At 66.8% G+C, this 24,073-nt stretch carries 19 protein-coding genes; 6 read left to right on the top strand and 13 right to left on the bottom strand.

Features of this window, described 5'->3' with window-relative positions:
* Positions 1-17: 17 nt before the first annotated feature.
* The 6 genes from lptM to WCE59_RS05820 form a co-directional block, all read right to left on the bottom strand.
* A complete protein-coding gene (lptM, locus tag WCE59_RS05845; RefSeq protein ID WP_343257791.1) occupies positions 18-263 on the bottom strand; it encodes an LPS translocon maturation chaperone LptM in 246 nt (81 codons plus the stop codon).
* 46 nt (positions 264-309) lie between these two features.
* Complete coding sequence (locus WCE59_RS05840) at positions 310-717, bottom strand: YbaN family protein (protein WP_343257790.1); 408 nt, start codon at positions 715-717, stop codon at positions 310-312.
* Between the two features lie 74 nt (positions 718-791).
* Positions 792-2,987: a S9 family peptidase gene (locus tag WCE59_RS05835; RefSeq protein WP_449284116.1), complete on the bottom strand. Its 2,196-nt coding sequence runs from the start codon at positions 2,985-2,987 to the stop codon at positions 792-794.
* Positions 2,988-3,175: 188 nt separating this feature from the next.
* A complete protein-coding gene (locus tag WCE59_RS05830) occupies positions 3,176-5,308 on the bottom strand; it encodes a prolyl oligopeptidase family serine peptidase (protein ID WP_343257789.1) in 2,133 nt (710 codons plus the stop codon).
* A 66-nt stretch (positions 5,309-5,374) separates the two neighbouring features.
* Positions 5,375-5,572: a hypothetical protein gene (locus tag WCE59_RS05825; protein ID WP_343257788.1), complete on the bottom strand. Its 198-nt coding sequence runs from the start codon at positions 5,570-5,572 to the stop codon at positions 5,375-5,377.
* A gap of 137 nt (positions 5,573-5,709) precedes the next feature.
* Entirely contained in the window at positions 5,710-6,678 is a 969-nt protein-coding gene (locus tag WCE59_RS05820; RefSeq protein ID WP_343257787.1) for a helix-turn-helix transcriptional regulator, read from the bottom strand.
* A gap of 101 nt (positions 6,679-6,779) precedes the next feature.
* On the opposite strand from WCE59_RS05820, the gene WCE59_RS05815 reads away from it, so the two are divergent.
* Positions 6,780-7,340, top strand: coding sequence for a LolA family protein (locus WCE59_RS05815; RefSeq protein WP_343257786.1), 561 nt, complete (start codon positions 6,780-6,782; stop codon positions 7,338-7,340).
* Between the two features lie 8 nt (positions 7,341-7,348).
* Here WCE59_RS05815 and WCE59_RS05810 read toward each other — a convergent pair whose 3' ends face one another.
* Complete coding sequence (locus tag WCE59_RS05810) at positions 7,349-8,749, bottom strand: FAD/NAD(P)-binding protein (RefSeq protein ID WP_343257785.1); 1,401 nt, start codon at positions 8,747-8,749, stop codon at positions 7,349-7,351.
* 146 nt (positions 8,750-8,895) lie between these two features.
* On the opposite strand from WCE59_RS05810, the gene WCE59_RS05805 reads away from it, so the two are divergent.
* Positions 8,896-10,722, top strand: coding sequence for an SLC13 family permease (locus WCE59_RS05805; protein WP_343257784.1), 1,827 nt, complete (start codon positions 8,896-8,898; stop codon positions 10,720-10,722).
* Positions 10,723-10,838: 116 nt separating this feature from the next.
* Positions 10,839-11,630, top strand: a complete 792-nt coding sequence (locus tag WCE59_RS05800; protein ID WP_343257783.1) for a DUF481 domain-containing protein — start codon at positions 10,839-10,841, stop codon at positions 11,628-11,630.
* A gap of 4 nt (positions 11,631-11,634) precedes the next feature.
* On the opposite strand, the gene hemC is transcribed toward WCE59_RS05800, so the two are convergent.
* The 4 genes from hemC to WCE59_RS05780 all read right to left on the bottom strand — a co-directional run bounded on the left by hemC (position 11,635) and on the right by WCE59_RS05780 (position 15,102).
* Positions 11,635-12,552 (bottom strand): hydroxymethylbilane synthase, encoded by a 918-nt coding sequence (gene hemC, locus WCE59_RS05795; RefSeq protein WP_343257782.1) that lies wholly within the window; start codon positions 12,550-12,552, stop codon positions 11,635-11,637.
* 43 nt (positions 12,553-12,595) lie between these two features.
* Positions 12,596-13,327 (bottom strand): LytR/AlgR family response regulator transcription factor, encoded by a 732-nt coding sequence (locus tag WCE59_RS05790; RefSeq protein WP_343257781.1) that lies wholly within the window; start codon positions 13,325-13,327, stop codon positions 12,596-12,598.
* Positions 13,324-14,361: a sensor histidine kinase gene (locus WCE59_RS05785; protein WP_449284122.1), complete on the bottom strand. Its 1,038-nt coding sequence runs from the start codon at positions 14,359-14,361 to the stop codon at positions 13,324-13,326. Before WCE59_RS05785 ends, WCE59_RS05790 begins: the two co-directional genes overlap by 4 nt.
* Positions 14,362-14,436: 75 nt before the next feature.
* Positions 14,437-15,102 (bottom strand): alpha/beta hydrolase, encoded by a 666-nt coding sequence (locus tag WCE59_RS05780; protein ID WP_343257915.1) that lies wholly within the window; start codon positions 15,100-15,102, stop codon positions 14,437-14,439.
* Positions 15,103-15,244: 142 nt separating this feature from the next.
* Between WCE59_RS05780 and WCE59_RS05775 the strand changes: the two genes are divergently transcribed.
* The 3 genes from WCE59_RS05775 (at position 15,245) to WCE59_RS05765 (ending at position 20,586) form a co-directional block, all read left to right on the top strand.
* Entirely contained in the window at positions 15,245-16,426 is a 1,182-nt protein-coding gene (locus tag WCE59_RS05775) for an alkaline phosphatase (RefSeq protein WP_343257780.1), read from the top strand.
* A 197-nt stretch (positions 16,427-16,623) separates the two neighbouring features.
* Positions 16,624-19,617 (top strand): TonB-dependent receptor, encoded by a 2,994-nt coding sequence (locus WCE59_RS05770; protein WP_343257779.1) that lies wholly within the window; start codon positions 16,624-16,626, stop codon positions 19,615-19,617.
* A gap of 57 nt (positions 19,618-19,674) precedes the next feature.
* Entirely contained in the window at positions 19,675-20,586 is a 912-nt protein-coding gene (locus WCE59_RS05765) for a pirin family protein (protein ID WP_343257778.1), read from the top strand.
* Between the two features lie 413 nt (positions 20,587-20,999).
* Here the strand turns inward: WCE59_RS05765 and WCE59_RS05760 are convergent, their stop codons facing one another.
* Positions 21,000-21,896 carry an NAD(P)/FAD-dependent oxidoreductase gene (locus WCE59_RS05760; RefSeq protein WP_343257777.1) on the bottom strand — a complete coding sequence of 299 codons (897 nt, stop codon included), beginning with the start codon at positions 21,894-21,896 and terminating at the stop codon, positions 21,000-21,002.
* A gap of 217 nt (positions 21,897-22,113) precedes the next feature.
* Positions 22,114-24,003, bottom strand: coding sequence for an RNA polymerase sigma factor RpoD (gene rpoD, locus WCE59_RS05755; RefSeq protein WP_343257776.1), 1,890 nt, complete (start codon positions 24,001-24,003; stop codon positions 22,114-22,116).
* Positions 24,004-24,073: the final 70 nt, after the last annotated feature.

The raw sequence follows: 24,073 nt of genomic DNA, 5'->3' as shown, positions 1-24,073 counted from the left end.
CGGGAAGGCCTGGAGCCTCAGTCGTCACCGGTCGGTACGGGCAGCGGCAATTCCGGCTCCCCGTCGTCCATATCGGGCTCGTCCACCGGGTCAGGATCAATCAGCGGTGCGGGTTCGTCCTGCAGGTCCTCGTCGCCGAAGTCGTCGATCATTTCGTCGTCATCGGGCGGGGGCGGCATGAACAGGTCGTGCTTGTTGCCACAGCCGGCGAGGGCCAGCGCGGCCAGGAGCAGCAGGAGTGCGGACAGGCGGGTCGGTTTCATTCCGGCAGTGTAGCGGCAGGACAGGCGGCACGGAATCCAGCAGCCTTCATTTCCGCCCCGCTCCGCTGGCGGAAACAGGCGCCGGTGGTTCGGGCCGCCGCCACAGCCACACCGCCACGATGGCCATCACTCCGGTACCGGCCATCGCCGCCCAGAGCACGGGGGAAAAAACGAACAGCACCACCGCGCACAGCACCATCGAGCCGAGGGCGAGCACCTTGGAGCGGCGGGTGACAGCGCCATGCGCCTGCCAGTTATGGATCATCGGCCCGAAGGAGCGGTGCGCCAGCAGCCAGGCGTGCAGCCTGGGTGATCCACGCATGGCTGCCCAGGCGGCGGCGAGGATGAACGGCACGGTCGGCAGCCCCGGCAGCACCACGCCCAGCAGGCCAAGGCCGAGCATGGCGTAGGCCAGCAGCAGCCAGGCCCAGCGGAAGCGGACGGGCGGATTCATGGGCCGCATGATACCGAGGCCGATGGATGGTTCCGTAGGTCGGCCCTACGCGGCCGACGCGGGGGATACAGGGCTCAGTCGACGTCGAGCTGGTTGAGCAGGAAGGCGTACATTTCCGACAGTTCCTCGTAGCGACGGAAGCGGCCGGATTTGCCGCCGTGGCCGGCGTCCATGTTGGTGCGGAACACGACCGGCTGGTCGCTGGTGTTCAGCACCCGCAGGCGGGCCACGTACTTGGCCGGCTCCCAGTACTGCACCTGCGAATCCCACAGGCCGGTGCCGACGAACATGGCCGGGTAGGCCTTTTCTTCCAGATTGTCATAGGGCGAGTAGCTGAGCATGTAGCGGTAGGCCTCGGGCTGCTCCGGGTTGCCCCACTCGTCGTACTCGTTGGTGGTCAGCGGGATGCCGCGGTCGAGCATGGTGGTGACCACGTCAACAAACGGCACCTGCGACAGGATCACCCGGTACTTGTCCGGCGCCATGTTGGCCACCGCACCCACCAGCAGGCCGCCGGCGCTGCCGCCGTAGGCCGCCACCCGGTCAGGGGACGCATAGCCCTTGGCCACCAGGTGATCGGTGACGTCGATGAAATCGGTGAAAGTGTTGATCTTGTTGAACAGCTTGCCCTGGTCGTACCACTTGCGACCCATCTCCTGGCCGCCGCGGATGTGGGCGATGGCGTACACCACGCCGCGATCCAGCAGGCTGACCACCGGCAGGTTGAAGCCCGGGTCCATCGACATGCCGTAGCTGCCGTAGCCGTACTGCAGCAGCGGGGCGGTGCCGTCGCGCTCGAAGCCGTTGCGGTACACCAGCGACACCGGCACCTGCGTGCCGTCGCGGGCGGTCGCCCACAGGCGCTCGGTGGTGTACTGCTCCGGGTCGTAGCCGATCACCGGCTGCTGCTTGAGCTCGCGGCGCTCGCCGGTCACCACGTTCATCTCGTAGGTGGTCGCCGGGGTGGTGAGCGAGGTGTAGCCGTAGCGCAGCCACTCGGTATCCGGCTCGGAGTTGGTGCTCAGGCCCATCGAGTACGCCGGCTCATCGGCCTTTACGTATTCCTCGTCGCCGTCGGCGCGGATCACCCGCACGCGCTCCAGCCCTTCCGAGCGCTCGCCGATGGCGGTGAAGCCGTCGAACAGTTCGACATCCTCGATGAACACTTCTTCGCTGTGGGCCAGCCAGTCCTGCCACTGCTGGCGCGAGGTGGCGTCACTGGGGGCGGTCATGACGCGGAAGTTGGGCGCATCCCAGTTGGTGCGGATCACCCAGCGGCCGCCGTGATGGTCGGCGTCGTATTCCACGTCGCGCTCGCGATCGGCCAGCACGGTGAAGCTGGCCGGGTCGGCGGCCGGAGCACAGCGCATTTCCGAAGCCACGGTGCTCTGCACGTAGATGCAGATGAATTCATCGTCGCGGGTGCGGCCGATGCCCATGTAGAAGCTGTCGTCCTTCTCTTCGTAGACCAGCACGTCCTCGGAAGCGGGCGTGCCCAGCACGTGCTTCCGGACCCGCACGGTGAGCAGGGTCTCGGGATCGTTCTCGACGTAGAACAGGGTGCGGTTGTCGTCGGCCCACACCAGGCCGGCGGACACGCCGCGGATCTCGTCTTCAAAGGTCTCGCCGGTCTCCAGGTCCTTGAAGCGGATCACGTACTGGCGGCGGCCTACGTCATCCTCGGCCCAGGCCAGGATGCGGTTGTCGGGGCTGGCTTCGTAGTTGGCGACGGAGAAGTAGTCCTTGCCCTCCGCCATGGTGTTTACGTCCAGCAGCACCTGCTCGGCGGCGAAATCGCCGGCGTCGTTGGTCTGCTGGATGGAGCGCGCGTCGATGCCTTCCGCATCCGCACGGCGCGCGTAGATCGGGTAGTCCTTGCCGGTCTCGAAGCGCGAGTAGTACCAGTAACCCCGCTCGCGAAACGGCACCGAGCTGTCGTCCTGGCGGATGCGGCCCACGATCTCCTCGTACAGCTTGCCCTGCAGCGGCTTGCTGGAAGCCATCACCGAATCGGCGTAGGCGTTCTCGGCGTTGACGTAGGCCAGCATGTCCGCGTCTTCGCGGGTGTCATCGCGCAGCCAGTAGTACTCGTCATCGCGCACCGCGCCGTGCGGTGAGGTGACCTGGTGCGGACGCAGCGCGGCGATTGGCGGCTCCGGCACGGTGGCGGAGTCGGTGGCGGCAGCGGTGGAAGCTTCCGCGTCATTGGCGGAAGGAGTGCAGGCGGTAGTCATCAGCAAAGCCAGGGCGAAGGACAGGGGAAGCTTCATGGATGGGGGTTTTCCGTCAGATAACAACGTCAACATGGGTAGGAGCGCGCCATGCGCGCGAAGCCGCGTGACCTCTGGCGTCGGGCGGGGCTTCGGACAGTACGAAGTGTACGAAGCCGTTCCGCACGACAGGATTAACGCGGCTTCGCGCCTGTGAGGCGCTCCTACCGGGGGTTACGGACACCAGGTTACTGGTTGCCCAGCTGCTGCCACAGGAAGGTGTAGAACAGCGCATCCATATGCGCGGCCTGGCGGTTATTGGCCGCGCCGCCGTGACCACCTTCGATGTTTTCGTAGTAGCGCACGTCCGCATCCGCATCGCTCATCAGCGCGTGCATCTTGCGGGCGTGGCCCGGGTGCACGCGGTCATCGCGGGTGGAGGTGAGCAGAATGGTGGGCGGGTAGTCCTTCTTCGCCGGGTCGAACAGGTGGTACGGCGAGAAGGTCTGGATGTACTCCCACTCTTCGGCGATATCCGGGTTGCCGTACTCGGCCATCCACGAGGCGCCAGCCAGCAGCTTGTGATAGCGCTGCATATCCAGCAGCGGCACCTGGATCACCACCGCGCCGAACAGCTCCGGGTACTGGGTGAGCATGTTGCCGGTGAGCAGGCCGCCGTTGCTGCCGCCGCGTACGCCCAGGTGTTCGGGCGAGGTGATGCCGCGCTCGATCATGTCCTTCGCAACCGCGGCGAAGTCCTCGTAGGCCTTGTGGCGGTTCTGCTTCAGCGCCGCCTGGTGCCAGCGCGGACCGTACTCGCCGCCGCCACGGATGTTGGCCACCGCGTACACGCCGCCGTTTTCCAGCCAGGCCTTGCCCACGCCCGCGGCATAGCCCGGGGTCAGCGAGATTTCAAAGCCGCCGTAACCGTAGAGCAGGGTCGGGTTGGTGCCGTCGGCCTGCATGCCCTTCGGACGCACCAGGAAGTACGGCACGCGGGTGCCGTCCTCGGAGGTGGCGAAGTGCTGCTCGGCCACGTGGGTGGAGCCGTCGAAGAACTCCGGCATCGACTTCAGCTCTTCCGGCGCGCCGCCGGTAGCCAGGTCGGCCAGCATCAGGGTGCTGGGGGTGAGGTAGTCGGTGACGGTCAGCCACACCGCATCGGATTCATTGCTGTCCACCGCACCCACGCCCACGGTGCCCAGTTCCGGCGCACCAGCAAACGGCGCACGCGCCCAGCCATCCTCACCCGGGGTGAGCACGGTCAGCCGGTTCTTGACGTCATCCAGCACGTTGATGACCACGTGGTTCTGCGTGATCGTCAGCCCGGCCAGCGAGGTGGTGTCGCTGGGCTCGAACAGCACATCGAACTCGCGCCCGCCGGCCATGTAGCCGTCGAAGTCCGAGACCAGCAGCGAGCCGGCCGCATACGTCTTGCCGCCCACTTCCCACGGCTCGCGCAGCTCGAAACCGATCCAGTTGCGCACCGCGAACTTGTTGGCCGAATTCGGGGCATCGATCTTGGTCAGCGATCCGTCATCGCCGCGCAGGTACAGCTCGTCGTTGTAGAACGCCAGGGTGCGGCTGACGAACTCGCGTTCGAAGCCCGGGGTCAGGTCGCGTCGGGCGCTGATGTACATGTCGTCCGGCTGGCCTTCGTAGACCACCTCGGCCGATTCCATCGGCGTGCCGCGCTTCCACTCCTTGACGATCCGCGGGTAGCCGGACTCGGTCATGCTGCCGTCGCCGAAATCGGTGTAGACGAACACCGTGTCGCGGTCGATCCAGGCCAGACCGCCCTTGGCCTCTTCACGGAAGAAGCCGTCTTCCACCCAGGTTTTGTTGGCCAGGTCGAACTCGCGGGTCACGTCGGCGTCGGCGCCGCCGCGCGAAAGCGCGATCAGGCAGCGGTCGTAGTCAGGACGCAGGCAGTTGGCGCCGTGCCAGACCCAGTTCTCGTCTTCGGCGGCGTTGAGCGCGTCCAGGTCCAGCAGCAGTTCCCACTGCGGCTGGTCCTTGCGGTATTCCTCCAGCGTGGTGCGACGCCAGATGCCGCGCTCGTTGTTCTGGTCGCGCCAGAAGTTGTAGTAGTAATCGCCCATCTTCGACACGCCGGGAATCCGGTCGTCGGAGTCGTAGATGGCCAGCAGCTCGGCCTCGAGCCGGCGGAATTCATCGGTATCGGCCAGTTCGGCCTCGGCGACGGCGTTCTGCTCGCGCACCCAGGCCAGGGCGTCGTCCCCGGTCACATCTTCCAGCCACTGGTGGGGATCTGCTGCCACGTTGGTTTCTCCCTGGTTGGCCTCGCCTGCTCCGGCGGAACAGCTGGCCAGCCCAACGGCAATCGCCGCGGCGAGGCAGAATCGTGAAATCGGGGACATGCGGCCAACTCCGGTCTGATATCAAACCGGAAACGCTAGCACAGCCCGGGGCAGGCGGGACCTGTCTTAAGTTGCCGATCCCGACTGCCGCGAGCGATTTCGCAGCGCCAGCGTGCCCAGCGCGCACAGAGGCATGCCCAGCAGCCACAGCGGCATCCACCCGATTGGCCCGGCCCCACGTGCCGCGGGCAGCGATATCACTGCCACCACGCCGAGGAACGCCGCACCCAGCAGCACCTGGCGCAGAAAGCGGCTGGAATTCACATCAGCAGGGCAACGGGAATTGATGACACTGTGCATGGCGGGCTCCGGAAAGTGGTTGATGGCCACACCTTCGCCCTCCCCGGTCGCACAGTCTGCGACCCTCGATCCGCGCTCCGGCCGGGGCCATGCCCCCGACGCTATTGCTCGTAGTTGGACAGCGCCAGGGCCAGCAACGCCCGGGCCTGCTCGCGCAGCGACTGCGGCTCGATGATGGTCGCGTCGGCACCGTAGTGCAGCACGTCCATCAGCAGTTCGCGCGGTGAGCTGTAGGGCACCTTCAGCTCATAGCTGCCGTCGGCCAGCATCCGGCCCTGCTGCTGCGAGTGCCAGTGCTCGTCGGCCACCCAGCGCGCGGCGCGCCGGTTGAACAGGATGGTGGCCCAGCCGCGCGGCTCGCCCGAGAAAATCCCGTAGCTGCCGGCGAGGTGGCGATCCAGCTCCTGCTCGTCGATATCGCGCGCAGGCGCATCCAGCATCCGGGGCTTGCTGATGCGATCCACCGAAAAACTGCGCAGCCCTTCGCGCTCCTGGTCCCAGGCGTCCAGATACCAGTTGCCGCGGTAATGGGTGACGCGCTGGGGCGATACGGTGCGCCGGGTTTTCTGATCGGTGGAGCGGGCCTCGTACTCGAACGCCAGCTGCCTGCGCTCCAGCACCGCCGAGCACACGAAGCGGAACGCCTGCTCGTCCATCCGCCGGCTGTGATGGGGGATCACCCGCACGCGCTCCACCGGCCACTCCTTGCCGCTGGAATGGGTGTTGAGCAGGGTCTCGATGCGCTGCTGCAAAGGCGCCAGCGCGCTGGACAGCACCCCACCCGCGCTGCGTGAGAGCAATTGCTGGGCGGCGAGCAGGGCGTGCAACTCGTCCGAGCTCAGCCACAGCCCCGGCAACTCGAAACGCCCACCTTCCTCGGGTTCGTAGCGAAAGCCCGCTTCGCCGTCACCGGTGATCGGCGCCATCAGCGCATCACGCAGGAAGGCCAGGTCGCGGTAGACCGTGGCCCGCGAGCAGCCCAGATCGTCCTGCAGCCAGGCCACGGTGACCGGGGTGCGGGCGTTCTTGAGCGTGCGGTGCAGCGAAAGGATGCGTTCGTATCTGTCCATGCGCCGATTATGGGCAGATTCCGGCGCTGACTGGGCGCGATGTCCCCAACGTGGCCCCAACCCCGTAAACAAGAACAACCCTTCCAGACGGAGTCTGTTCCATGCGCCAGCTCTTCACTTTTGCCGGCGTTGCCGCGCTGCTGTTTGCCGCCACGGCCACGGCATCACCCCGCGACGACGTGACCCGCGCCGTGGCAAAGCTTGCCGACGCCAGCAGCTACGTCATCCATATTGATGCCCCGCAATCGGGCGCAGCCGGCCAGATCGAGATGCAGCACGTGGCCCCCGACCGCTACCGGATGATGATTCCGGGCGCCCCGGCGCAGACCATCATCGGCAACCAGGTCTACATGGAGATGGGCGGGCGGGTGATGCGCGTGCCGCTGCCGGCCGGCACCCTGGACCAGATGCGCGACCAGGCGCACATCCGCGAAACCCAGGACAACGCCCGGATCGAGGCCGCCGGCAGCGATGTGCTCGACGGCACCCCGGCCAACAAGTACCGGATCATCCATCCCGACCAGCCAGACACCGAAGTCATGCTGTGGGTCGACAGCAACGGCTGGCCGCGGCAGATGCAGGTGGACGGTGGCGAAGGCTCCGCCACGATGCGTTATTCGCGCTTCAACGATCCGTCGCTGACCATCCAGGCGCCGGACTGAGCGACCGCTCAGCGGCCGCGCAGATGATCCTGCACGGCCTTTGCCACGGCCTGCGCCTGGCCGCGCAGGTCGGGCATGGCGATGGTTTCCCACAGATCGCCGATGCGCAGCACGCCCAGCGTCCACAGCCCGGGCACTGCCTCGCCGTTGGCGCCAAGCACCGCACCGTCGCCGCGGGTGGCGGCGCCCATGTGGTGCGGGCCAGGCTGCATCAGCCCCCGCGCCTGCAGGCTCGCCAGCAGGCCGGTACCGCCCGCGATCCGCTTGTCCATGCCCAGCGCGTTGACCAGCACATCGGCCTTGAACTGGCGCACCTGATCCCCGCCGCGCGGACGCCAGCAGATCTGCATTGGCGACCCGGCTTCCACCGCCACCAGGCGGCCGGCCACACGCTGCAGCCGCCCGGCCGCAGTCGCGGCCTGCAGCCGGCTGGCCACCTCCGGCGCGATCCGATGGCGGTGCACATCCCAAAAGCGCACCAGATGGCGCAGGAAGCGGCGCTGCCCGGCCTCATCCAGGCTGGTCCACAGGGACTGCACGTGCGGGCGCAGCGCATCCATCACTCCGTGCCAGGGCCGCCCCTGCACCACTTCGCTGGCGGCCAGGGTGCGCAGCGCGCGGGTGCGGGCGCGCAGATCCATCGCCAGCAGCGCCGGCAGATCGAGCGCGGCAGCTGGCGCCGGCGCCGCGTGGGCCAGCGGTATCAGCCCACTGCGCGATATTGAGGTGATCCGGCCACGGTGGCCGTTGGCTTCCAGGCTCAGCACCACGTCCACCATGCTCAGGCCGGCGCCAAGGATGCATACGTCGGCATCGGCGGGAATCGCGGCCACCGCCGGATAATCCCAAGCCTGGATGGACGGCACCCCGGCGTCGCCGGACCCCTTCCCCAGCGGCAGGCGCGCCGGCCGGTTGCCGACCGCCAGCACCACCGCCGCGGCATGCAGCTGCCCGCCGGAAGCCAGCTCAACCGCGAACCCGCCCTCCACCGGCGCCACGTCCACGGCGGCATCGGTGATGCGACTCAGCCGCTCCTGGTCCGGACGGCCGCTGAGCACTGCCTGCAGATAGCGCGCATAGGTCATGCGCGGCATGAAGCGGGTTGCCAGGGCGGCCGGGGCCTCATTGGCGTGATCTCCACCGGCGTGCTCCGGCAGGCCGCGCAGAAAGTCCACGAAATCCGAGGGCGCCTCGTCAAATGCGCTCATTCCGCCGGCGCGCACGTTCAGCAGGTGCTCGCTCCGGCGGGTCGAATACGCCACGCCTTCGGCCACCTCCGGCCGGGCTTCCACCAGCGCCACGCGGCCGCCGGCAGGTCCGGCCTCCAGCAGCCGGGCCGCAACCAGGGCGCCGCTGGCGCCGCCGCCAATGATGACGACATCGAAACGCGAAGACTCCGGACTGGCCAAGCCATCCCCTTTTTGCAGCGCAGGAAAGGGCGGAGTATCCCACCGGCCCGCGGCGCGGATCCACATCCGGCACGGCTGCGGATATCCTTGCCCCTGTTTGCCGGGGGCCCGCAAGGGCGGAAAGGCATGTTTCCGGATATAGACGAATGGATCTGCCATTTAGCCTGTTGATCACGATCGCCGTCATGCTGGTGGCGGTTTACCTGTTCATCACCGAAAAGCTGCGCGTGGACGTGGTGGCGCTGCTGGTGATGACCGCGCTGCTGGTGCTGGGCGTGCTGAGCGTGCCCGAAGCCCTGTCGGGCTTCAGCAACCAGGCCACGGTGATGGTGGCCTGCATGTTCGTGCTCAGCGGCGCGCTGAAGGCCAACGGCGCGCTGGTGGCGATCGGCGATCTGCTCTCGCGGATCCGCTACCGCTGGCTGTTCCTGCTGGTGATGTTGGGGCTGGTGGTCAGCGTTGCGGCATTCATCAACAACACCGCCACCGTGGCGGTGTTCCTGCCGCTGGTGCTGGTGGCTACGACGGCCAACGGCTGGGCCCCATCCAAGTTCCTGATCCCGCTGTCCTACATTTCCCAGACCGCGGGCGTGTGCACGCTGATCGGCACTTCGACCAACCTGCTGGTCGATTCGATGGCCCGCGATGCGGCCGGGGTCGGCTTCACGATCTTTGAATTTGCCCCGCTGGGCATCATTTTCGTCGGCATCTGCGCGGTGTACCTGGTCACTGTGGGCTGGTGGATCCTGCCCAATCGCGGCACCGCCAAACCCGGCGAAACCGAGCACGTGGGGCGCTTCATCGCCGAACTGGTGGTGCCTCCGGAAACACCCATCATCGGCGCCTCGCCGCGCACCGCACTGCCCGACAGCATCGATGACGTGGAGCTGCTGGAAGTGCTGCGCCACGGCGTGGCCCAGCGCGACCCGGACGTCACCATCCAGGCCGGCGACCGCCTGCTGCTGCGCGGACACTGGCCGCGGATCGAGTCCACGCGCAAGGCGATGAAGTGCAAGTTCGACCGCGTTCCCAAGGCGCCTGACCGGGCGCCGCCGCCCGTGCCCGACACCCCTGAAGGCGAAAAACCGAAGGAAACCGAGGCCACGCGCCAGGAGCGGCTGCACGTGGAGGCCATGGTGGCACCCGGCTCGCACCTGATCGGGCGCACCCTGCACGGCATGCGCTTTGCCCATACCTACCGCGCCCGCGTGCAGGGCATCCACCGCCGCCAGCTGGCCATCCGCGTGCCGCTGGACCGGGTGCCGCTGTCGGTGGGCGATGTGCTGATGCTCGACGCCCCGGCCGACGCGCTCGACGCGCTGCGCTCGGACCCCGGCATGATCGTGCTGGGCGAGCGTGCGCAGCAGCGCGTCGCACCGCGGCGGGCCATCATTTCGGCACTGATCATGTTCGCCGCGATCGGAGTGGCGGCGCTGGGCTGGCTGCCGATCGTGGCGTCCGCCCTGGTCGGCTGCCTGGCGCTGGTGGCACTGCAGTTGATGACCCCGGATGAAGCCTACGAATCAATCGACTGGCAGGTGATCCTGCTGCTGGCGGGCATCATCCCGCTGGGGATCGCCCTGCAGAAAACCGGCGGCGCCACCATGGTGGCCGACCTGCTGCTGGACGTGCTGGGGCCGTATGGCCCGCTGGCCACGCTGGCGGCCATTTACCTGATGACATCGGTACTGACCGAGGTGATGAGCAACAACGCCTCGGCGGTTCTGGTGGTACCGATCGCGCTGGCCACCGCCGAATCGATGGGCGTGGACCCCAAGCCGCTGCTGATCGCCGTCGCCTTTGCCGCATCCACCAGCTTTGCCACGCCAATCAGCTACCAGACCAACACCATGGTCTACACCGCCGGCGGCTACCGCTTCAGCGACTTCGTGAAGGTGGGCATGCCGCTGAACGTGATCTTCTGGATCTCGGCGATCATCCTGATCCCGCGCTTCTTCCCGTTCTATCCGTGAGGGTGTTCCCTGAAGCGACGCCGGCTGCCGACCATGACTTCTGTGAGTTGGGGCTGCCAGCCAGAGCACGCATAATGACCTGTTCGCACGTGATCACACCGGGTGTTTCCGCCGCCATGCGCCAACGCTTCCTGCTTGCCTCCCTTGCCCTCGCCCTGACGGCCCCCGTTGTCGCCCCTGTGTTTGCCCAGGACGCGCCCTATCCCGGCGCCGAGCCTCCGGTCTGGTCCGCGACCGGCGAGCTGGGCTTCGCCATGACCCGCGGCAACCGGCAGTCGGAGAACCTCAACACCCGCCTGCTGCTGGTGCAGGAGGATTCACGCAGCAAGCATCAGCTCACCGTATCGGCGCTGCGCGCCAAGGCGGATGTGACCGTGGTGGACGCCGACGGCACCTCGCAGACCCTCTACCAGACCAGCGCCAACCGCTACCAGATCGGCGGCAGCACATCGATCAAGGTCGATCAGGTCCACAACTGGTTCGGTGCCGCGCGTTACGAGCGCGACGACTACGCGACCAACGATTACCAGGGCACGTTCTCGTTCGGCTACGGCCACCATTTCTTCAACGATGACGCCACCTTCCTGCTGGTCGAAATGGGCCCCGGCTACCGGCGCGCACGCGAGGCCAGCACGCAGGACGTGAACAGCGACTACATCGTGCGCGGGCTGATGGATTTCGGCCGCAACCTGACCGACAACACCCGCCTGACCAATACCCTGCTGGTGGAAGCGGGCAGCGACAACACCTTCGCCCAGAACGACCTGGGCCTGACGGTGGCGATGAACGAGGCACTGGCGCTGAAGGCCGGACTGCAGTTCCGCCACAACAGCGACGTGGACGAGAGTGCCGGCATCAAGCGCACCGACACGCTCAGCACGATCAACCTGGTCTATACGTTCAAGTAAGCGCTCACGGCGCCGGCGGCAGCAGCTCGCCGGCACCCTGCGCCAGCAGCATTTGCGCCACTTCAGCACCGAGCGCCTCCGGAGCGCCCGCGGTGCCGACGGCTTCGGCGCGGATCAGGCGGCCGGTTTCCGCATCGCCCACCATGCCGACCAGCGTCAGACGCTCCCCTTCCAGGGTGGCCATGGCCGCTACCGGCACGTGGCAGCTGCCGTGCAGGGCACGGTTCATGGCCCGCTCGGCCTCCACGCAGGTGCGGGTATGGGCATCGTCCAGGGCGGCAAACAGCTCCGCCAGCTCGGGCGTGTCGTCGCGGCACTCGATCGTGATCGCGCCCTGTGCCGGCGCCGGCAGCCACGCCGGCATGTCCAGGCGGCCGCGGATGCGGGCATCCAGATCCAGCCGCTGCAGGCCGGCGCAGGCCAGGATGATGGCGTCGAACTCGCCGGCGTCCAGCTTGGCCAGGCGGGTGTTGACGTTGCCGCGCAGGTCGCCGAGCTGAATGTCGGGCCGCAGCGCGCGCACCTGGGCCTGGCGGCGCAGCGACGAGGTGCCCACCCGCGCGCCCTGGGGCAGGTCCTGCAGCGATTCGTACTTCGGGCTGATGAAGCCATCCGCATGGTCGGCGCGCGCCAGGATCGCCGGCAGGGCGAAGCCCGGCTCCAGCTCCATCGGCACGTCCTTGAGCGAATGCACGGCGCAATCGGCCTCGCCGCGCAGCATGGCGATTTCCAGCTCCTTCAGGAACAGCCCCTTGCCGCCAATCGCCGCCAGCGGGCGGTCCAGGATCTCGTCGCCACGGGTGGACAGTGGCACCAGCTCCACTTCCAGACCGGGATGCGCCTCGCGCAGGCGGTCGGCGACGTATTCGCTCTGCCAGAGGGCAAGCGGGCTTTTTCGGGTAGCGATGCGGATGGTTTTCATCCGCCCATTATCCCTGTCGCCACCGGCCGGGGCCATTCTGCTCCTACAGAAGCTGAATCGCGTCGCGGACCTGGGCGGCGCAGCGGCGGCTGACTTCCAGCGGGGCGGCCACATTCCGCAGCAGGACCACTGACTGGCCATCGGGCTCGCGGCGCAGTTCCATCAGGTACTGGCGGGACACCAGGCAGTTGCGGTGGATGCGCAGGAAACGCTCGCCGAACTCGGTCTCCAGCGAGCGCAGGGATTCCTCAATCAGATCCTCACCGTTGGCGTGATGGACCACCACGTACTTCTCGTCGGCCTGCAGGTAGTGGATGTCCTGGATCGGGATCAGTCGCAGGCTGCCGCGCAGCCGGGCGCACAGATGGGTTCGCTCGCGCGCCTGTTCCGACAGTCCGGCCGCCTGGTCACGGCCAAGGTTGAAGGTGCGGGCGCGCTCGATCGCCGCCTCCAGCCGCTCCAGGCGCACGGGCTTGACCAGGTAGTCCACCGCCGCGGCCTCGAAGGCCTTCAGCGCGTGGGCATCGTAGGCCGTGCAGAACACCACCGCCGGGCGCGGCTCGAACGCCGCCAGGTGACGGGCCACCTCCAGCCCGTCAATGCCCGGCATGGCGATATCCAGCAGCACCAGTTCGGGCCCATGTTCGGCACTGGCGTGCAGGGCAGCCTGTCCGTCACCGACTTCAGCCACCACCTCCACGCCTGGAAGCCTGGACAGCAGCCCGCGCAGGCGCTCGCGCGCCAGCGGCTCGTCATCGACGATCACGACTTTCATTTCCCCTCCCCTGCGCCGCGAGCCCCCTCCAGCGGCAATTCGATTTCACACGCATAGTAGCCAGCGGACCAGCCGCCCGTCATCCGCGTCCGCGGCCCGAACGCATACGCCAGGCGGTGGCCGATGCTGCGCTGCGCATGCCCGGCCCCGCGGCCAGCCCGGTCGGGAGGCGGCGAAGGGTTGCGCACGCGCACGAGCAGCAGGGAAAACGATGCCTCGATGCTGATTTCAACCAGCCCGCCCTGGGGCAGGCGGGAAATGCCGTGCAGCACGGCGTTTTCCAGCAGCGGCTGCAACACCAGCCGCGGCATGACCAGGTCCCATGGCAACTGGCCGGTCCGCTGCCAGCGCACCTGCAGCCTGTCGCCCATGCGCAGCTGCTCGATGGCCAGATATTGCTCGGCCAGCTGTACTTCCCCGGCCAGGGTGGAATCCACTTCACCGGCCTCAAGCGCTGCACGGAACAGGTCCGACAGATCCAGCACCGCGCGTTCGGCCAACTCCGGATCGCGCGGCAACAGTCCGGCAATCATGTTCATGCTGTTGAACAGGAAATGCGGCTTGATCCGCGCCTGCAGCGCATCGGCCTCGGCGCGGGCGCTCGCACTGACCTGGGCCTGCCAGCGATCGGTGACATAGAAATAGCGCAGCGCCAGCGCAGTGATCAGCGCTACAACGCCGCTCGAGCCCATGACGAATCGCCGCAGCGACGGCCAGGCCCAGTCCTCCGCGCCGCTGCCTACGCTGACGAACAGGCCATGCACCACCGCGGCCGCGATGCCTGCCACCAGTGCGGCCAGCGCCACCGCAGCCACGGCGCCGATGCGGCGCGGGAAGCGCGACAGGACCCGTCGCGACAGGCACAGCAGCACCGATACGGCCAGCGCCAGCCACAGCGCGTAGCCGCTGGCCGAGAGGAAGCGGCCCAGCGTCCAGCCCGGCGCGCCGTCGGGCATCATCGCCACCACCACGACCACCAGCTGGGCCAATCCCAGCATGGCCGCCAGCCGTGGCAGCCGACACAGGTCCGGCAGCCACGACGGGCCGGCGCCGATCTCGAATTCCGTCCCGCCTTCTGCCGGCGCTTTTTCCCTGCGCCGATCCATGATTCAGCCCTGCGCCAGGCGCGCGTTGAACCAGTTGCCGAGGTCGCGGATTTCCTCGCCGCATACCGAGTGCTGCATCGGGTACACGTGCCAGTCCACTTCGAAGCCCAGCCGCCGCAGCAATGCCGAACTCTGTTTGCCGGCCAGGTAGGGCACCACCGGATCCTCGCTGCCGTGGGCCATGAACACCGGCTGGCGCTGCGCGCCGTCCACCAGCGCCGCCTGTGCACCCTGCGCGGTCGGCATGTAGGTGGACAGGCCCACCAGCCCGCCCAGCGACTCGCTGCGCCGCAGCCCGACGGCCAGGGTCACCGCCCCGCCCTGGGAAAACCCGGCCAGGATGATCCGCGACGCGGGAATGCCGCGCGCCTGCTCGCGCGCAATCAGCGCTTCCACCTGGGTGACCGACTCGGCCACCCCCTGCTCATCGGCCCGATTGGCCAGATCGAGCTCGCGGATGTCGTACCAGGCGCGCATCGGTGCGCCGCCGTTGATGGTGACCGGACGGACCGGCGCATGCGGGAACACGAACCGGATCGCGGGCCATTCCGGGCGCACCAGCTCCGGTATCAGCGGCACGAAATCATTGCCGTCGGCACCCAGCCCGTGCAGCCAGATCACCGCCCAGCGCGGGTCCGGGCCGGTTTCACGCTCGATGGTTTCAAGCAGCGTACTCGCGTCCAATCCACTCTCCTCAGCCGATCGGGCACCGTCGCCCGTGATCGTGCCGATTATGACACCCGGTCCCCGGCGACTTTGTCCCGCAACAATGGGTCAGCACACTTGTGGGCCATTCCCACAGGAGTTCCCAATGGGCCATCGCTCATTTCCACGGCTGCGTGCAGCCCTGCTGATTGCTGCCACCTGCGCCTTTGCCAATGTATATGCCGCCGATGCAGACACCGCCGCGAGCCAGGAGCCGCGCGCAAAGAACGTCATCGTGTTCCTCGCCGACGCGGCGGGCGTGCCGACCGTGCATGCGGCGAGCCTGCACGGGTATGGCGAGCCGCTCAGCCTGCATGTGCAGCAGTGGCCGCATCTGGGCCTGAGCGAAATGTCACCGGTGGACCAGTGGAAGTCCGACTCGGCCAACGGCATGTCGTCGATCATGACCGGGGTGAAGACGCGCAACGGCGTGATCAGCCAGGGGCCGGACGCCGTGCGCGGCGAGCGCGACGGCACGCCGATGAAGACGGTGCTCGAATATGCCGAAGAGCGCGGGCTGCGCACCGGCGTGATCAGCACACAGTCGATCGCCGACGCCACTCCGGGCGCCACCTACGCCCACTCCAACGACCGCGGCAAGCAGGGCGAGATCTTCATGCAGGCCTTCACTCCGCGCTATGGCGACGGCGTGGACGTACTGATGGGGGCGGGCCGTGAGCGGATCGGCGGCCTGCTGGCCGAGGCTGGTACCGGCTTCGATGAACTGGCCAGCCGCCACGACCGGCCGATCTACGCGTCCCTGGACGAAGTGGATGCCTCCAATCCACGCCCGGTGGTAGTCGCCGACAGCATCGACGTGCACGCCGCCACCCTGCGCGCCCTGGAGCTGCTGCAGGATTCGCCGGAAGGGTATTTCCTGATGGTCGAATGGGATGCGCACACCGACGACGTACGCAAGGGCCTGCAGAACGTGGTTGATCTCGACCGTCTGATGGCCGAAGTCGAGCAGCGCGTGGACCTGGCAGACACCCTGCTGCTGTTCACCGCCGACCACTCATTCGGCCTGCAGGTGGATGGCGGCCAGCGCGGCGAGCCGCTGCTGGCTGGTTACGAAGAATGGAAGCAGTCCGGCGCCCGCGACGATGTCGTCCGGCTGAAGAACGTGATGATCAACCGCACCCATACCGCCGAAGAGGTGATGGTTCTGGCCACCGGCGCTGGCGCCCATCGGGTGCGCGGTTACTTCCCCGGCACGCAGCTGTTCAACGTGATGCTGGATGCGTGGGGATGGACCCCCGATGTGCGGACGGTACAGACGGCAGACTGACTGCAGACGGTAAGCCTGCGGCCGCCAGAGTAATCAATGCCGGCGTGCGAAAGCACGCTGGCATTTTGCGTGCCCGTAATAATGCATTGATAAGCAGGCAAGCCTCTGGCTGTTAATAAACTGTAATACCGCTGGAATATTCGCCCAATAACGTAGCACTCCTGCCGGGATGGTCCGGTTCAATCAGGGGTGCAGTCGTGGTTCGTAACAATGCAAGGTCGGTGCTGTTCTGCGCCGTGATGTTGGCCTTGGGCGTGTCCGCGCCTGTAGGCACTGCACACGCGGACGCGGATGCGCAGCTGCGCGGTATCAGCGTGGAGCAGGCCGGCGAGATAACCGGCGTGGTGCGCGATGCCCAGGGTGGATTCCTGCGCGGTGCCGAAGTCCGCGTCCAGGGCATGGACGTGGTGGCCGTGACCGATTCGGAAGGACGCTTTCTGCTGCGCCGGATACCCGAGGGCGCCCACACGATTGAACTCAGCTACGTCGGTCGACCAACCAGGCGCGAGAGCGTCACGGTGGTGGCCGGCGCGCTGACTACCGCCAACGTGGTGGTCGGCGAGACGGGCCTGGAAAGCGACCTGGCGACCCTCGACGGCATCCAGGTGCGGGCCTCCCGCCCGCAGGCCGAATCCGAGGCCATGGCGCTGCAAATCCAGCGCTCCTCCAATGCGCTGGTGAACGTGGTCGCGGCCGACTCCATCGGCCACTTCCCCGACCAGAACATCGCCGCCGCGCTGGGCCGACTGCCCGGCGTCGCGGTCGAGCGCGACCAGGGCCAGGAGCGTTCCATCAGTTTGCGTGGCGCGCCCTCGCGCTGGAGCACGATCTCGTTTGACGGCGTCAACGTGATCGCTCCCGGCGGCAAGAGCGCACGCACCGATACCATCCCCTCGGGTCTGGCCAACTCGGTGATCGTGCGCAAGGCGGTGACCGCCGACATGTCCGGCGAGACCCTGGCCGGCAACGTCGACATCATCACCCGCGGCGCGTTCGACTACGACGGACTGCAGACCTCGCTCAACACCGGCATCGGCTACAACGACCTGGGTGGCGGACGCCAGTACGACGTCAGCGGGTTCATCTCCAACACGTTCGCCGACGGTCTGTTCGGCGTTGCGCTGACCGCCTCGGCCTACGAGCGCGAGATGATCACCGACAACTTCGAGACCGACTGGGAGATGGCGTCGGAGGACCGCGAGCCGGGCAACGACAGCCGCGCATGGGCCGACGCGCACCAGAACAAGCTGTACCGCCTGACCCGCGGCAACACCGCGCTCGCCAGCCGGTTCGACTTCCGGCCCTCGCAGGACCACCGGTTCTTCCTGAGCACGGTGCATACCGAGTTCACCGACGACGAACTGCGCAACGCAATGGAATTCGACTTCGACGACAGCGCCCAGCGCACCAACCAGGCTGCAGTGACCCGCGGTTACGCGGACGTGCGCAGCGGCAACACCCCGCTTGAGGGCAACATTTATGGCGTCGAACTGGACAGCAGCCTCAACGCCAACAGCACCGCCCAGAGCATCTTCACCAATACGCTCGGCGGCGACCAGCGGCTTGGCGAATGGGATGCCTCGTGGCGGCTGAACTACACCCAGTCCAAGTCAGAACACGGACCATCCTTCAACTCCTCCTGGCGCAGCCCGCGGCCCGGGGGCTTGGTGGACTACAGCCAGCGGCCCACGGTGGAGTACGACTTCACCGACCGCGAGCGTCACGGTGTGCGCCTGTACGACACCATCGTCAATCCGGACGGGAGCTTCTCTCGGGGCAATTACAAGCGCTCGCTCGATCCGCAGGACTACGAGTTCGTGTACCTGCGTTCAACCAGCCGCCTGCAGGACAGCCGCTCACGCAGCGGCCGACTCGACCTGACCCGGGCACTGGACCTGTTCGGGCAGGCGTCCGACATCCAGTTCGGCGTGCAGTACGACAAGCGCAGCAAGGAGGACACCCGCCACGTGCTGGAAATCCTGCCCGGCACGCTGACCGCTGCAGGGGTGCAGCTGCCGTCGCCGTCTGATTTTTCGATCGATCGCCCCTACAAGGGCAAGCTGCCGCTGGGGTACGCGTTTCGCTATTTTTCCGAGGCCGAGGCGAGGAAGCTGTGGTCGGGCCTGCATGGGCAGGGCTTGAGCAACGTGCGTGCCGGGGATGCGGAAACCAATAATTACCGGGTCACCGAGGAAGTCCTGGCCGCCTACGCGATGGCCACCACCTGGTTTGACTGGGGGAACATCGTGGCCGGCGTGCGCGTGGAGTCGGTCGACAACACCGGCGAGGCGCTGGTGCAGTACGACAGCGGGTTCGAGCCGGTGCGCGTGTCCGGCAGCGACACCGTGGTGCTGCCGAGCGTGCACCTGAACTGGGATATCAACGACGAGCTCAAGCTGCGCCTGTCCGCCAACACCGGCGCCGCGCGTCCGGACTTCACCCTGCTGCGTCCGAACTTCAGCGTTGATGACGAAGAGCAGGTGGTCAGCGGCGGCAACCCGGACCTGGGAGCGGAGAAGGCCGCGGGCCTGGACGCCTACCTGGAGTGGTATCTGCCGTCCGGCGCGTTCTTCTCGGTCGGCGCGTACTACAAGTGGCTGGACGACGTGCTGTTCGACATGGAGTTTTCGCGCTTTGGCAGTGACGTGCTGGACCGGCCCGGCCTGGATCGCTCGGAGTACATCTACGAGACGACTGCCAACGGCAGCAAGGGCCACCTGGCCGGCATTGAAGTGGCCTTCTCGCAGACCCTGGAGCCGTTCGTCGAGCGCTGGGGGCTGCCCGAGTGGGCGGCGGGTTTCGGTATCCGCGGCAACATGACCTTCAACGACAGCGAGACCGAAACCCCCGATGGCCGCAAGGTGGCCCTGCCGGGTTCGTCGGACTTCATCTACAACCTGGCGCTGTCCTACGAGCGTTACGGCCTGTCGACCCGCCTGAGCTGGCAGCACCGCAGCGAGTGGATCGACGGTATCGGCGACGGCGACTATCTGGGTGACACCTACTGGGACAAGGTGGGACGGCTGGACTTCAAGACCAGCTACCGCTTCAACCCCAATACCGAGGTTTTCCTGGAAGCCAACAACCTGCTCAAGGAGCCGGGCATCCGCTACGACGGCGCCCGCCACCGGGTGTCCGAGTACGAAGCCTTCGGCGCACGCTACATGGTGGGGCTGCGGCTGAACTTCTGAGGCGTGAAGCGTGACTGATCGTCTGTCACCCTAGGCGGCATCTGATCAGGAGCGCGCATGCACACTTCAGCGATCGAACTTGTCATCCCCCAGCGCAAGCGCGATCTGGGGGCCTTCGAAGTCGGCCGGGTGCTGCCGTTCGGCAGACGCCGCATGGTCGGGCCCTACATCTTCTTCGACCGCATGGGCCCCAAGGACCTGGCGCCCGGCCTGCCCGTGGAAGCCGATGTGCTTCCGCACCCGCACATCGGCCTGACCACGATCACCTACCTCTACGAAGGCGAGATCATGCACCGCGACAGCCTCGGCTCCGCGCAGCCGGTGCGGCCGGGTGAGGTCAACTGGATGACCGCCGGCCGCGGCATCACCCACTCCGAGCGCTTCGACCGGCTGCGGGTGGAAGGCGGACCGATCGATGGCGTGCAGCTGTGGGTCGCGCTGCCCGACGAGCGCGAGGAAATGGACCCCGGGTTCTGGCATTACGGCAGCGAGGCGCTGCCGGTATTCGGTGAGGACGGCGTCACCGGCCGCCTGATCGCCGGGCGGCTGGCGGGCGTGGAGTCGCCGGTGCAGATCGACTCGCCGCAGTTCTACGTGCACTGGCAGCTGCGCGCCGGCGCGCGCGCCTCGCTGCCAGCCGAATACACCGAGCGTGCGATCTATGTCACCAGCGGCGACGTCGAGGTGGACGGCCAGCGCGTGGAGGTGGGCAACATGGCAGTGCTCGCAGTCGGCAAAGTGGCCACGGTCACCGCGCTCAGCGACGCCGTGGTCATGGCCCTGGGCGGCGAGCCGGTGGGGCATCGCTACATCGACTGGAACTTCGTGTCTTCGTCGAAGGAGCGCATCGAACAGGCCCGCGCCGACTGGGCCGCCGGCAGGATGAAGCTGCCCGACCTGGACAACGAGGAGTTCATTCCACTGCCACCCCGGATCGGCCGGATGGTGGAACCGGAGCCGATGTCCTGACCAGCGGGAGCACGCGCGTGCTCCCGGTGCGGTTGATGCGGATTGGCAAATGGTGGGCCCAGCAGGACTCGAACCTGCAACCAAAGGATTCACTTAACCCGGGCGTTTCCGCCCGGCGCGGACTATCTCATCACCCTCAGCCTGCGCTGGTGGGGTGCGGGACGCTCCAGCCTGTTATCAAGGACGCTCAAGTCCCCAGGTAGTCTCTGCACCTTCCGACGGTGTACCGCCGGCTTGGCTCAGGATTGCCACCGTCCGGCATCGCTGCCGCCGCTGAGGTTCCCCTGAATTCATCCCGTTTTTCCACCGGCCCTTACGGTGCCGGGGTCACCTTCCGATGAGTCCTCTGCTCTAACCATTGAGCTATAGGCCCGTTGCACCGGGAATCTTACCTGCTCCGGCATCGCAGATGCTCATCCGCGCGCCCGTAACGGCAGGCTGTTATGGGCATGGGTCGCCGCCACCGCGGCCTGGCCTACGGCCACGGCAATCTGGTTGAGACCGCTGACCACGTCGCCGATGGCATACAGGCCGGGGCGGCTGGTCTGCTGGTGACTGTCCACCTGCAGTTCGCCTTCCTCGCCCGCCTGCAGGCCCCAGTCGGCCACCAGCGCGTTGCGGTCCTCGTAGCCGAGATAGGGATAGACGGTATCGAAGGCGGTCGCGGTGCCGTCGAGCGCATGCCAGATGCAGCGGGTGCCGTCGTAGGCGAGACTTCCGCCCGGAGCGAATATCTCTACTCCCATTTCCCGCAACTCCGCCGCGGATTCGGGATCAAGCTCGCCGTCCTCCGGCAACAAAGAAAGCCGGCTGGCATAGCTGCGCAGGAAGCGGGCGTGTGCGGGCAGGGTTCTGGCAGGGCCGTAGACAGCGATGTGGGTGTCGCGGGCCTCGTAGGCGTCGCAGACGGCGCACAGGCGCAGGGCGCCGCTGGCGATGGCTTCTTCCGCCCAGTCGCCGTCGGGCAGGCGATCGGCCAGCCCGGTGGCCAGGATCACCTTCGCCGCGTGCCAGTTCTGATTGCCGGCCAGTACGGTGTATCCGTCTTCGGTCCGCTGCAGGCCATCGGCCCGCGCCCGGATGATTTGCGCGCCCACTCCTTCCGCCTGCTCACGCATGCGCTGCAGCAGCTCGGTGCCGGCCACCCCCTGCGGGAAGCCGGGGCAGTTGTGGCTCTCGGGAATGTAGCGGGCGCGGCTGTCGCCAGCGTCCAGCACCACCACGCTGCGCAGGAAGCGGCGCAGGTAGGTTGCGGCGGTCAGTCCCGCAGGGCCACCGCCGATGATTGCCACGTCCACCCGTTCCGCCATGTTCGACCTCCTACCCGGTTGAGGGCCGGAGCATCGCAGGGAGGTCATGGTTGGGGTGTGCAGGAGGGGGCGACGGGGTGGTCAAGGTCACGCGGCTTCGCGCGCATGGCGCGCTCCTACAGAGAAGCGCCGCCATCGTCTCTGGGGTGAGCCGGGCACCAAAAAAAGAAGCCCGCACAAGGCGGGCTTCTCCAACGTATTACGGCAGCGCCTGGAATCAGTCGATATCCAGGAAGCTCCGCAGCTGCTCCGACCGGCTCGGATGGCGCAGCTTGCGCAGGGCCTTGGCCTCAATCTGGCGGATGCGCTCACGGGTGACGTCAAACTGCTTGCCGACCTCTTCCAGCGTGTGGTCGGTATTCATGTCGATACCGAAGCGCATGCGCAGCACCTTGGCCTCGCGCGGCGTCAGCCCGGCGAGCACGTCGTGCACGGTCTCGGACAGGTTGATGTTGGTGGTGTTGTCCATCGGAGACTCCACGTTGGTGTCCTCGATGAAATCGCCCAGGTGCGAGTCCTCGTCGTCGCCGATCGGGGTCTCCATGGAGATCGGTTCCTTGGCGATCTTCATCACCTTGCGAACCTTGTCCTCGGGCATCTCCATTTCCTTGGCCAGCTCTTCCGGCGTGGCCTCGCGGCCGTACAGCTGGAGCATCTGGCGGGAAATGCGGTTCAGTTTGTTTATGGTCTCGATCATGTGCACCGGGATACGGATGGTGCGCGCCTGGTCGGCGATCGAGCGGGTGATCGCCTGGCGGATCCACCAGGTGGCGTAGGTCGAGAACTTGAAGCCACGGCGGTACTCGAACTTGTCCACCGCCTTCATCAGGCCGATGTTGCCCTCCTGGATCAGGTCCAGGAACTGCAGCCCGCGGTTGGTGTATTTCTTGGCGATCGAGATGACCAGGCGCAGGTTGGCCTCCACCATCTCCTTCTTCGCCTTGCTGGCCTTGGCTTCGCCATAGGCCATGGTCCGGTTGATTTCCTTCAGCTCCGGCAGGGTGACGCGTATTTCCTTCTCGAGCGCGATCATCGATTCCTGCTCGGCGATGACCTGATCCCTCACCTCACGCAGCCCGGATGCCCACTTCTGCTTGCGCTTGAGCATCTCGTCCACCCAGTCCAGGTTGGTCTGGTTGCCGTCCCACACGCGCAGGAAGTCACGGCGCGGCATCTTCGCCACGCGGGTGGTGAGGTGCAGCACCTGGCGCTCATGGCTGCGCACACCGTTGGCGGCCTCGCGCAGGCGCTTGACCAGCACGTCGACAAACGGCAGCGGCAGCTTGAAGATCACGAACGCGGCGGCCATCTCCTCGCGCAGCTTGATCACCGAGGCGTGCTCGGAGCCGTGCTTGGCGTGGGCACGCTCGAACTTGGCGTAGACGTCGGCCAGCTCGCCGATGCAGCGCGCGATCTCTTCGGGATCGGGACCGGTGGGAGCGGCTTCCTTCTCCTCCTCCTCGTCCTCGGCTTCGACCTCCACGTCGTCCGCGTCTTCGGCAACCTCTTCCTCAACGCCCTCTTCTTCGGCTTCTTCCTCGGCGGCTGCTTCGGCTTCGGCAGCCAGCTCCTCGAGCACGTAGTCGTTGAAGCCGGCAATGATCTCGGGCAGGCGCTTCTTGCCTTCCTTGTGAAGCTCGTAGTCTTCCAGCAGCTGCTGGACGGTCAGCGGGAAGGTGCCCAGCGAGGCCAGCATCTGGTTGAGGCCTTCCTCGATGCGCTTGGCGATTTCGATCTCGCCCTCGCGGGTCAGCAACTCGACCGTCCCCATCTCGCGCATGTACATGCGCACCGGGTCGGTGGTGCGACCGCCTTCAGCGTCCAGCGCGGTCAGCGTGGCCGCGGCTTCTTCGGCAGCGGTATCGTCAACGTCGCGGTTGCCGCCGGACTCGCCGGCCAGCAGCAGCGTTTCAGCATCGGGCGCAGTCTCATGGACCGCGATGCCCATGCCGTTGATCATGCCGATGATGTCTTCCAGCTGCTCCGGATCAACCAGATCGTCGGGCAGGTGGTCGTTGACCTCGGCATAGGTCAGGTAGCCCTGCTCCAGACCTTTGCTGATGAGCTGTTTGATGTCGGACTGTGGCGCCTGACGGTCGATGGCCATAGGGGAGTGCTACCAAATTAGGAGTTGAAAAAAACAGAACCCGTAATTATACCAGCCGGGTCGGTATCCT

It is taken from the genome of Luteimonas qiangzhengi (genome assembly GCF_039548515.1).
Taxonomy (GTDB): Bacteria; Pseudomonadota; Gammaproteobacteria; order Xanthomonadales; family Xanthomonadaceae; genus Luteimonas.
This window is presented reverse-complemented; position numbering and strand designations above follow the sequence as displayed.

Excerpts from the sequence above, each read along its gene's own strand:
- lptM (WP_343257791.1), bottom strand. The coding sequence starts at position 263 with ATGAAACCGACCCGCCTGTCCGCACTCCTGCTGCTCCTGGCCGCGCTG.
- WCE59_RS05840 (WP_343257790.1), bottom strand. The coding sequence starts at position 717 with ATGAATCCGCCCGTCCGCTTCCGCTGGGCCTGGCTGCTGCTGGCCTAC.
- WCE59_RS05835 (WP_449284116.1), bottom strand. The coding sequence starts at position 2,987 with ATGAAGCTTCCCCTGTCCTTCGCCCTGGCTTTGCTGATGACTACCGCC.
- WCE59_RS05830 (WP_343257789.1), bottom strand. The coding sequence starts at position 5,308 with ATGTCCCCGATTTCACGATTCTGCCTCGCCGCGGCGATTGCCGTTGGG.
- WCE59_RS05820 (WP_343257787.1), bottom strand. The coding sequence starts at position 6,678 with ATGGACAGATACGAACGCATCCTTTCGCTGCACCGCACGCTCAAGAAC.
- WCE59_RS05815 (WP_343257786.1), top strand. The coding sequence starts at position 6,780 with ATGCGCCAGCTCTTCACTTTTGCCGGCGTTGCCGCGCTGCTGTTTGCC.
- WCE59_RS05805 (WP_343257784.1), top strand. The coding sequence starts at position 8,896 with ATGGATCTGCCATTTAGCCTGTTGATCACGATCGCCGTCATGCTGGTG.
- WCE59_RS05800 (WP_343257783.1), top strand. The coding sequence starts at position 10,839 with ATGCGCCAACGCTTCCTGCTTGCCTCCCTTGCCCTCGCCCTGACGGCC.
- hemC (WP_343257782.1), bottom strand. The coding sequence starts at position 12,552 with ATGAAAACCATCCGCATCGCTACCCGAAAAAGCCCGCTTGCCCTCTGG.
- WCE59_RS05790 (WP_343257781.1), bottom strand. The coding sequence starts at position 13,327 with ATGAAAGTCGTGATCGTCGATGACGAGCCGCTGGCGCGCGAGCGCCTG.
- WCE59_RS05775 (WP_343257780.1), top strand. The coding sequence starts at position 15,245 with ATGGGCCATCGCTCATTTCCACGGCTGCGTGCAGCCCTGCTGATTGCT.
- WCE59_RS05765 (WP_343257778.1), top strand. The coding sequence starts at position 19,675 with ATGCACACTTCAGCGATCGAACTTGTCATCCCCCAGCGCAAGCGCGAT.
- WCE59_RS05760 (WP_343257777.1), bottom strand. The coding sequence starts at position 21,896 with ATGGCGGAACGGGTGGACGTGGCAATCATCGGCGGTGGCCCTGCGGGA.
- rpoD (WP_343257776.1), bottom strand. The coding sequence starts at position 24,003 with ATGGCCATCGACCGTCAGGCGCCACAGTCCGACATCAAACAGCTCATC.